A 9,980-nucleotide genomic window follows, 5' to 3' on the forward strand; every position below is an offset into this window, starting at 1 on the left:
TTATGATATGTCTGTTCTCTGATTACGGATGTCTCCGCACATTATCTCTTATACTTTTTCTGCTGTTTCCTTGTAGCATTCGTACTGCTTGCAAGTGAGCGTACGCAACGGAAACCGACATACGAACGCGGCTGGTTCTGGTATTCCCAAGAGCGCCATGCCGAGCGTATGAACGACTCTGGGTCTTTCCATGAGCCGCCGCGGACGGACTTTTTCTTCAGACGGTACGGGTCTTCCTTCGCCGCATTGTACTCAAGCTGCGGATTAAGGTCGTTCATGGCCGTCACACCTGCCTCGGTATAGACCGTGGAAGTCCACTCCGCAACATTGCCCGCCATATCGAACAGTCCGTGACTGTTGGCACCATAGCTGCCTACACGTGATGTTATAAGGTTGCCATCCTCAACATAATTGCCCTTTTCAGGCTTGAAATTGGCATAGAAGCATCCGCTTTCGCTCTTTGTGTCCGCCTCGTTCCAAGGGAATTCCGTACCGTCCTTGCCACGTGCGGCATACTCCCATTCTGCCTCTGTCGGCAGACGGTAGCGCTGGACATAACGTGCCTGAGGACCAAGACCCTTCAGAAGGTACTCCGTGCGCCATGCACAGAAAGCGTTTGCCTGCTCCCATGTCACTCCGACGACAGGATAATCGTTGTAAGTCGGGTTGGAGAAATAGTTGCGGAGATAGATTTCGTTGTCCGCATTCTTGAAATCGTTGACCCAACAGGTTGTGTCCGGGTAAATGTTCACAATGTATGTGTTGAGGAAATCCCACGGACCTGTCAGCTGACGGTTGATGGTCTCGCGGACAATGCGTCCTTCATCATCGATATAGGCTGTATCCTTGGAAATCATGACCACCTCGTCCGGGTTGACAGTGATGTCAGTGTTCAGATTGCGCTCTGCCGGATTAAGACGGTTACGGCGCAGTGCGGCAGCCGTATAGTCATAGATCTCATAGCGATAGTTCATCTGGCTTGCGTCAAGCATCTTCTCCCCCGTCACCGGATTGTATGTGTACAGAGACTCTATGGCACGCTGCTCATCCTCGTTAGGCTTTCTCGGCAACTGCTTCTTCCAGTTCAGATGCGGCGTAACGGCATTGCCCTCCTTGTCCTCGGTAATCATATAGCTCTCGTCACCTCCGTATGCAGGGTCGGCAAGGCGTGTGCGCAGAATGGAGTCGCGCACCCACTGCACAAACTGCTTGTACTTGGAATTGCTCACCTCCGTCTCATCCATCCAGAAACCGTCGACACTGATTTCCTTCACCGGCATCTTCTTTCCCCACAGACTGTCCTGCTTCTCAAGACCCATCTTAAGGAATCCTCGCTTAACAAGCGTCATGCCGTAAGGCACCGGCTCAGAGAACGGACGCCCTCCGCCGACACCAATGACTTCTCCGCCTTGTCCTGCGGATGACATCTTCTTGCTGCCCATACAGGCGGAAAGAAGCACCGCCATGGCACAACACATTAATATATATAGTCTTTTCATAATCTATTGTTTTTGTTCCTTGTTCATTTGCCGCATCAAAGTATGCGGACTGCCTTGTGCAGGTTCTTGCCTTTCTTGCCGAGATTGAGGTCCATCCGGTAGCCGACGAACAGTTCGTGGGAGCCGTTGCCGGGGTTTATGCCATTCGTGTAATACTCATAGCTGTAGCCGACATTCACCCCGCGCAGCTGCATGCCGAGGAGTGCCGTCACGGAGTTTGTCGGACTGTAGGACAGACCGCCATAGAAGCTGCGTTTCTCACTGGTGTAAACCAAACGTGCGGTGACATCCGCGCGGTACATAACACCGTCAGTCCTGCCTATGGCGGAGGTTTTCAGGCACAGCAAAGGGTTGCGCAGCCGGAAGGTGTAGCCTGCCGTGGCATAGTAGGAGCGGTCTATCTTCAATTCGTTGGTCTCCCCGAGATGCACCGTTGGTGCTGTCAGATGCAGTGCCGAGACACCGACATAGAAACTCTTCAGCGTGTAGTACAATCCAGCGGACACATCCACACCTGAGCCGTTGGCATCATTTGTCGGAAAAGCGGGGTCGGCACTCTCCTCGAGGTCAAGCCCGTCACGCGAAAATTTCTCGGAAAGCAGCCCTCCCTGCACGCCGATGCTCAGTTCGCCGCCGAAGAGTTTGTGCTTGTAGGCATACTGGGCGGAGATGCGCATGTGGTTGAACAATCCGAGTTTGTCGTTCATAAACTGCACCCCGACACCGTGCTTGCTCCTTCCGATGAGGAACGGCATGTCGGCAGCGACATAGGCTGTCTGCGGATTATGCTCAAATCCTGCCATGTCCATGGCGTAGGCCGCTGTGATGTTCAGCTTCGTCTCCTTGCCTGCAGCAGCAGGGTTGAAACTCGTCTCCATGTCGTAGTAATGGCTGAAAAGCACGTCATACTGCGCTCTGGCTCCCACCGGGAAAGCCATTGCCACAAGAATCATTGCTATTTTCAGACGATACACCACAACATTATAACGAAGTATTATATTGATTATTGTCTTCTTGCCCATATTTTTGTTCGTATAATCGCATCTTGACTGCATTTTCCTTGCCTTGGGAAAACAGAAAAACGACTCAGGAAAGTGTCACGGAATGACGCTCTATGCACAACAGACAGATACACAGCTACAAACATTTGATTATCAACAATATAGCCACAAATAACAGAAAAGGCAAAAAGGCGTTCTGCAAATCGTTACCTTTTGCCATACGAAAGGTAACGATTGACATGGTAAAAGGTTACCTTTTATGGTGTGAAATGTTACCTTTTGCATAGCCAAAGGCAACATTTTGTAAAACCAATTCTATACATTTGATTTTCAAATACATACAAAAAGATAATACAAGACCACTTTATACAAACAAAAAAGTCCGCAAATATACAAACTTTGCGGACTTTTTCGTATAATAATGGATTACATTTCTATTCCATTTTGATAAATGTTGCAAAAGCATGATGAAACAAATCTGCCAAAAAGCAGTTGTCTCTCAGCAATATACTAATTGGGAAAAAATAATATGAATAACCTTGTTGACACACTCATTTCCCGTCACAAAAATGCCGACCGGAGACTTTATGCACAATTCTTAAAGGCACACACCTAACGGTACTGGCAATACAGACAGAAGCCAGCCAAGGGCTTTCTCGGGAAAGCGGACATTAGGGGTGCTCCAGATGTAGTTTGTGCTTTCAGGGAAAGCAGTCTTCCATGTCCGCACGGCATCTTCCGTAGCACTGAACATAAGCCCTAACCTGGACTTCACTTTCATGTACTTTATCAGCTCCTCCGTTCCCTCTATGCCTTTCTCCTTGAAGAATGCCTCCAGCATCCTTGTTCCGGCAATCCTGTCTTTGTACGTTGACAAGGAGAATGTCTTCGTCATGGAAGTGTTATTGATGTTGTTGTAGTGATAGAGTGCATCCTTGATGACAACTATCTTATGTGCCATCACACGAAGTCGTGTCGTGAGAAACACATCTTCCCAAGCAGATATTCCCTGCCATGGCATGATTCCATTGTCTTTGTATACGGAAGCACGCACCAATTTATTGCACGTTGTTTCTTTTACCACACTGATATTTTTCGGCGAAAGCGTATCTTTAATTGTCTCATATTCATAGTCATACGTGGCTTTGCCACTGTCCCCCCCCCCATTCCATTATGACGTTGCAGCAGGCAATGTCGGCATTTTCCGCCACAGCGGCATTATAGAGCTTCTCGCAATAATCAGGTTCCACCCAGTCATCACTGTCGCAATGTATCCAATATTCACCGGTGGCATTGTCCATTGCTGTCCGGCGCGCGCAGAACAGTCCCTTGTTCGTCGCATGGTCGACAATGCGCGCATTGACATCAGGGTACTCACGCATGACCTCTCTCAACACTTCAATGCTCTTGTCCGGAGTGCAATCGTTGACAAAAACAAACTCCACATCTGCCATTGTCTGGCAGAACAACGAGCGGGCACATCTCTCTATATACTTTTCAACTCCATATACCGGAACGAGTACTGATACTGCCGGTCGTGTTCTCTTCTCTGTTTCCTTCATCGCAATGTGTCTTTTATAAGTCCTTTCAAATAACGCATGTAAGCTATGGTTACCATTTTCGCCCGATAGTAGTTGCGGACGAGAAACGGGAAATCGTATGGTATAGAAGTAACATTATGCACGCCTGTATAGCGGTACAATGCAAGATGCTCGGAAGTGAAGGACAATTTCCCACGGAATGCAGCCATCAGTGTTATGAAATTGTCATGATGCGGAATGTCAGGCATAGGCAGGAAAAGTTCAAGTTCCCGTCGTGTGAAACCGCAACTGAAACCATAGATTTTATTTTTGCGGTTAAGCCGCCACCGTAGCTCTTTATGATACTCTACAGAACCAAATTTCTTCAGTTTGTCGGAGACTACATCGAAGGCGGTCGCCGCTACCCCCCCCTTATTTTCTTGAAGCAAGTCAAGTGTTTTGGAGACCTTCAACGGCAGCCAGACATCATCCTGGTCGGACAGAAAGACATAGTCTCCCGTGGCTTTGGACATGGCATGCCCGAAATTCGCTGTACAGAGAAAGAACGGTCGCACATACTTATGCCTGTGCTTGTCCTTATCCGTATGGTGGTAGATTTTTATCCTGCTGTCATTGTATGACTCAAGGATTTTAACCGTATCGTCAGTGGAAAGGTCATCGGAAACCACCAGCTCCAGTTCTGCATCAGGATACTTTGTCAGGTCCTGATTCAGTATGGAGTCCACCTGTTCCTTTATGTACTTGGCACCATTATAGGTTGCCATGCAGACAGATATTTTCATTTCATTCGTCTGAGATTAGTTTTCATACAAGAAAAGCAGCTGCTGCATATTAAGCTATAATGAACGTTGTGCCCGGTAACTGTATCTTTATACAGAAACATTCTACAACTGTCATTTATAGATTAATTTGCAACAGCCACTTTTCATGACTTTTATTTCAATCCACGCTTACGGAGCAGACCGTCAATCTTAGGGTCGGCACCACGGAAGTTGCGGTACATGGTCATGCCGTCGTCAATGCCACCCGGGGTGAGGATGTACTTGCGGAAGCGGGCTGCCACGTCCTGATTGAAGATGTCGCCGGTCTCGAGGAAAGCGTCGAAGGCGTCACAGTCAAGGACTTCCGCCCAAATGTAGCTGTAATAGCCGGCTGTGTAGCCGCCACCCATGGTGTGCTTGAAGTTTGTCACACTGTAGCGTGGGCGAATCTGACGTGGTATGCCGCGCTCGGAGAGCTTCTTCGCCTCGAACGCCATAACATCGAGGTCAGCAGGAACATCCTCAAGGACGTGGAGGTCCATGTCGACGTAGGACGCTGCAAGATACTCCACTGTGGCGAATCCCTGACCGTACTTGCTGCAGGAGTTATACTTGTCAAGGAGTTCCTTAGGCATTGGCTCGCCGGTCTTGTAGTGCTTGGCATAGACGGCAAGCACTTCCGGTGCGAACGCCCAGTGCTCGTTGATCTGGGAAGGGAGCTCGACAAAGTCGCGCTCCACACCGCTCACGGCGTTATAGTGGACATCGCGCATGAAGGAATGGAGGGCATGGCCGAACTCATGGAACATTGTCTCCACGTTGTCTATGGACTGGAGCGCAGGGCGGTCGGCTGACGGAGGTGTCATGCTGCACACATTGACCACGATAGGTTCAACGCGCTTGTCGCCGTCATACTGCTGTCCGCGGAATGATGTGCACCATGCGCCTGCACCTTTGCCGTCGCGCGGATAGTAGTCGCTGTAGAACACGGCAAGGAGTGTGGAGTCGCGGTCGTAGACTTCCCATGCGTTGGCGGTCTTTTCGTAGACAGGCAGCTCGGCCGTAACATCCTTGAAGGTTACGCCATAGAGCTTGTTGGCTGTGTAGAACACACCTTTCAGCACGTTGTTTATCTCAAGATATTCGGAGAGTTTCTCCTCGTCAAAGTTGAACTTTGCCTTTCTCGCACGCTCGCTGTAGTACATGTAGTCCCAGCCTTCAGGCTCACAAGTGAGACCATCCTTCTTCATCTCGGTGCGGATGTCCTCGATTTCCTCATTGGCTTTCTTCACTGCAGGAGTCCAAATCTGGTCAAGGAGATTGTAGACAGCCTCCGGAGTCTTTGCCATGCGTGTGTCAAGAATCTGTGCGGCACTTGTCTTGAAGCCCATGAGGCGTGCACGCTCAAGGCGGAGGCGCACAAGTTCGGCGGAGATTTCTTTATTGTTGCGGTCGTTAGCCTGGTTGCCACGATTACAATATGCCTCATAGACCTTGCGGCGCAGGTCACGGTTCTTGCAGTACTGGAGCACAGGATTGCATGATGCGCGCTGCATGTTGAACATCCATTTGCCTTTTGCACCCTGCTCTTCCGCCATCTGTGCGGCACGCTGGATGTTAGCTTCCGGCAGTCCTTCGAGGTCGGAAAGGCGGTCAACGGTAACGTATGTGTTGTTGGTTTCCGCAAGAAGGTTCTGTGAGAACTGTATCTGCAGGGCGGAGATTTTCTGGTTCAGCTCACGCAGTTTCTGCTGGTCGGCATCCGAAAGGTTGGCACCGCTGCGGAGGAATGCCTTGTAGATTTTCTCCGTTGCTTTCATCTGCTCGTGAGTCAAGGCTGTGGAATCCATGTTGTCATAGACCTTCTTCACCTTCTCAAAGAGTTGGCGGTTCATGTAGATATCGTCGCTGTGTGCGGAGAGCAACGGTGAAAGTTCCTTTTGGAGGTCACGCAATTCGGCTGTGGAGTTGCTGCTGGAAAGCGGACTGAACGTCATCAGTGCGCGGTCAAGCTCAGCACCGGCTTTGTCCATGGCGTTGATTGTGTTCTCGAAAGTCGGCGCAGCTGTGTTTGTGACTATGGCATTGATGCGCTCTTTCTCCTTGCGCATGCCGGCATTGGCAGCTGTGCGGTAGTCGTTGGTGGTGATTTTGTCAAACGACTCGATGCCGTGCTTGTTTCCGCTCTTCTTCATCAGCGGATTGTTCTGTACGTCTGCGGTCATCTCCTCAGTGGTTTTGATGTCCTCGGCTGTCTCCTGTGACTTGCATCCCGGCAGGACCGCCGCTGTCGCAAGCATAAGAAATACTGCTGTTTTCTTCATTAATGATGTTGTTTTCTGTTGTGGTTTGTCTGTTAATCTTTATTCCATAAAAGGTTTGCGACTTGGTAATGATGTGCCCAAGCCACGAAGAGATGGACAAAGGTTCACTACCCGATTAGACAGTAGTATTGTTCAAGGAAGGCAATTCACCATAAACACGGTGGTACACATCAATAGCTCTTTGTGTACGCATCTTGCCTGTACCGTCATCAGTATGAACCAACTCTCCCAAGCGTGCCTTGCGTTCCAGCATCTTGCGATAGGTATCGCTCAGTATTTTCATGAGTCTGTCTTCATTTTCCATAATGTTCAATTAATTTGTTAAACAAAACATTGTCTGTGACCTCTATATCGTCATTCTTCCGTGCGATGGTTGTTGGTGGAGTTTTAATGTTGTTTACAAGTCTCCACTTGTCAACAATAGGCAGATAAATTTGAAACAAATTCACTAATCCACGCTCATACCTTCGACAAATAACATCTTTTGGTATATTGTGACCTCCGGAGAGCACACGAAGCCTTACGCGCTCTATAGCGTCTTCTGCTGATGGCAGGTAGAAATACAACAGTTCCACTTCATAACCGTTTTCCTTTGCCCGTAATATAAGGTTGCGGTAACTTTTGGTTGACAGTGTTGTTTCCACTGAGAATGTTGTGTCTGCTTTCAAGAGTTGGTTTATACGCTCCAACTGGATTCGTCCGGCCTCTATTGCGACGTCTTCAGGATTGAATGGCGACAGCCCTTTTGCTATCTCGTCAGCATTAACGAACTCCTGGCACTGCCATAATTCTGGCAGTATCTGATACGAAGCCGTGGTTTTCCCGGCTCCATTAGGTCCTGCTATAAAATAGAGTTTCTTCATCTGATCTATTTTCCATTCTACGGCAAAGGTAAGGAATTATTCTGAGAAACACAAATTTTGTCATTATAATTTGTTGAAAGTAGTAAAAGTACTCATATTATATACAAAGGAAGAGAAATCAAACTTTGACATTGAAAAAAAATATAAACGGGAAATTGCAACTCTTTATTGGAGACTTTCTTCCTATATAGTAAAAGTGGTGAGTGTTCATTGTGACACTCACCACTTTTATTTCACTCTAATAACATATTTGAAGCCAAGTGCTTTTTCCAGTCCAGAATACAAATGGCGTAGATTCTTGAATAAAGGTGTCAAGCTCTTCCTAGTTAAAAGTTCTCTAATCAAGCCCAAATCGTGTATTGCACATAATGAAGAGTTTACAGACTTCGTATATCCAGAAACAGATCTCGCCCCTGTTTTTTCTATAAACATACGGACAACATCTTCTGTACCAAGCAGTGTCCTACAACTACCAAAATGAACATACTTGTCTTCAAAACAGCCTTCGCAAATTCCAGACAATTCATTCATGTCATAAGTTCCACTACCCTCAAAACAAATAGAGTGAGTATCACCATGAAAACTGAAATATACGATATTATACTTCTGGTATTCTTTCTTCTTAAATTGTTTGATATAGTATTTAAATTCTTCTATTGTCGCAACTCTACGATAAATATATGGAATGCCAAATTCTTCACTTATATATTTCGTTAAGTGCTCACTATTTGTGTTGAGTTTGTTTTTGGATTTAGTAACTTCAAACTCTGTTTCTACACATATTATTCCTGCCATATCTCTTATCAATATTCAAATTCACAGGCTATATATTTGGATAGCATATACTTTAAAATGAATAAATCCACATTCTAACAACGTGGATTTATTCAAAGTTTGTTGGCTCCAACAACTTTTTAATGAAAACCTTTATTAATATTCTTCTTCATCCCAAAGGAAATCATCCTTCTGTGGGTAGTCAGGCCAAAGGTCTTCGATGGTGTCATAGACATCACCTTCGTCTTCTATTTCTTCAAGGTTCTCGATGACCTCTAAAGGCAATCCTGTACGTGTAGCATAGTCAAGGAGCTCATCCTTTGTTGCCGGCCATGGTGCGTCCTCAAGTTTTGACGCGAGTTCAAGTGTCCAATACATATCTTACATATTTATTAGGTTTGACAATATAAATGATTACTTGCTATGACGGATTCATGAAGCATTTCCACTGACAATGAATAGAGACTGCTTTTTTTAGTCCTATATTCAGAAGAGAGATTCTGCAACCGTTTTTCGCGCGCAAAAATACTATTATTATTCGAATCCTGCAAACATTGTTACACTTTTTATCAAAAAAAGTTCAGTTTGTAATGTTGTTTATATATTTTCCTGTCCAGAAAGCATATTCCGAAGTAATAACAATCGAATGTAACACCTATACGGTCATCCTCCTTGACCCATGTCCAAAGTTCTTTTGCGCCCTCACTGTCATTTATACCTTCGATGATGATTACACCCTTATTTGTGGCTTTTTCTACCGCAGGTGAGAGCTCTTTCTCGACATTATACACATCCATAAGTTCCATGGAAGCAGGATATACAGAGTTGCTTATACGCAAAAGGAGCTTCTGGTACTTCCTCTCGCGCTTTGTATGGTATCTCCTGTCTATCTCTTCATAAGCATAATAAGGCCATCGCTCTCCGATAACCTCGGTCACGAACCTGTAAGCCCAAGGCGACTGTATGCCAAAGCCACGGGACTTTCCAACTCTGCTTATGTATTCCTTTATCGTCACGGGTCTGTCTCTTTGTTTGATGACAACGCAAAAGAATTCCCCCGCCGACCTTTCAGTCAGCGGGGGAACATGTCTCAAAGAAGGCGGCCTCCTACTCTCCCGCATTGCAGTGCAGTACCATCGGCGCAGGCGGGCTTAACTTCTCTGTTCGGAATGGGAAGAGGTGGAACCCCGCCGCAATAGCCACCTGATATGTCTTCT

At 46.8% G+C, this 9,980-nt stretch carries 11 protein-coding genes and 1 rRNA gene; all 12 read right to left on the reverse strand.

Annotation, left to right across the window (positions count from 1 at the left end; translation table 11 throughout):
* Nucleotides 1–41 precede the first annotated feature (41 nt).
* The 12 genes from porK to rrf all read right to left on the reverse strand — a co-directional run bounded on the left by porK (nt 42) and on the right by rrf (nt 9,970).
* Complete coding sequence (gene porK, locus HPS57_RS09125) at nt 42–1,499, reverse strand: T9SS ring complex lipoprotein PorK/GldK (protein ID WP_172182368.1); 1,458 nt, start codon at nt 1,497–1,499, stop codon at nt 42–44.
* Between the two features lie 35 nt (nt 1,500–1,534).
* Nucleotides 1,535–2,521 (reverse strand): PorP/SprF family type IX secretion system membrane protein, encoded by a 987-nt coding sequence (locus HPS57_RS09130; RefSeq protein WP_369811496.1) that lies wholly within the window; start codon nt 2,519–2,521, stop codon nt 1,535–1,537.
* A 577-nt stretch (nt 2,522–3,098) separates the two neighbouring features.
* Nucleotides 3,099–3,584, reverse strand: a complete 486-nt coding sequence (locus HPS57_RS09135; RefSeq protein ID WP_172182370.1) for a hypothetical protein — start codon at nt 3,582–3,584, stop codon at nt 3,099–3,101.
* Between the two features lie 49 nt (nt 3,585–3,633).
* On the reverse strand, nt 3,634–4,062 hold the full coding sequence (locus HPS57_RS09140) for a glycosyltransferase family 2 protein (RefSeq protein WP_172182372.1): 429 nt from the start codon (nt 4,060–4,062) through the stop codon (nt 3,634–3,636).
* Entirely contained in the window at nt 4,059–4,805 is a 747-nt protein-coding gene (locus HPS57_RS09145; RefSeq protein WP_172182374.1) for a glycosyltransferase, read from the reverse strand. The genes HPS57_RS09140 and HPS57_RS09145 overlap by 4 nt, the downstream gene beginning before the upstream one ends.
* A 170-nt stretch (nt 4,806–4,975) precedes the next feature.
* Nucleotides 4,976–7,126, reverse strand: a complete 2,151-nt coding sequence (locus HPS57_RS09150; protein ID WP_172182376.1) for a M3 family metallopeptidase — start codon at nt 7,124–7,126, stop codon at nt 4,976–4,978.
* Between the two features lie 115 nt (nt 7,127–7,241).
* Nucleotides 7,242–7,430 carry a hypothetical protein gene (locus HPS57_RS09155; RefSeq protein ID WP_172182378.1) on the reverse strand — a complete coding sequence of 63 codons (189 nt, stop codon included), beginning with the start codon at nt 7,428–7,430 and terminating at the stop codon, nt 7,242–7,244.
* Entirely contained in the window at nt 7,420–7,989 is a 570-nt protein-coding gene (locus HPS57_RS09160) for an ATPase (RefSeq protein ID WP_172182380.1), read from the reverse strand. Before HPS57_RS09160 ends, HPS57_RS09155 begins: the two co-directional genes overlap by 11 nt.
* Before the next feature lie 228 nt (nt 7,990–8,217).
* Nucleotides 8,218–8,784, reverse strand: a complete 567-nt coding sequence (locus tag HPS57_RS09165) for a DUF6642 family protein (RefSeq protein ID WP_172182382.1) — start codon at nt 8,782–8,784, stop codon at nt 8,218–8,220.
* 135 nt (nt 8,785–8,919) lie between these two features.
* Nucleotides 8,920–9,141 (reverse strand): DUF2795 domain-containing protein, encoded by a 222-nt coding sequence (locus HPS57_RS09170; RefSeq protein WP_135940677.1) that lies wholly within the window; start codon nt 9,139–9,141, stop codon nt 8,920–8,922.
* A gap of 191 nt (nt 9,142–9,332) precedes the next feature.
* Nucleotides 9,333–9,779 (reverse strand): hypothetical protein, encoded by a 447-nt coding sequence (locus HPS57_RS09175; protein WP_172182384.1) that lies wholly within the window; start codon nt 9,777–9,779, stop codon nt 9,333–9,335.
* Between the two features lie 78 nt (nt 9,780–9,857).
* Nucleotides 9,858–9,970 (reverse strand): 5S ribosomal RNA (gene rrf / locus HPS57_RS09180).
* Between the last annotated feature and the right edge of the window lie 10 nt (nt 9,971–9,980).

Origin of the sequence: Palleniella intestinalis (assembly GCF_013166595.1) — a bacterium.
Taxonomy (GTDB): Bacteria; Bacteroidota; Bacteroidia; order Bacteroidales; family Bacteroidaceae; genus Prevotella; species Prevotella intestinalis.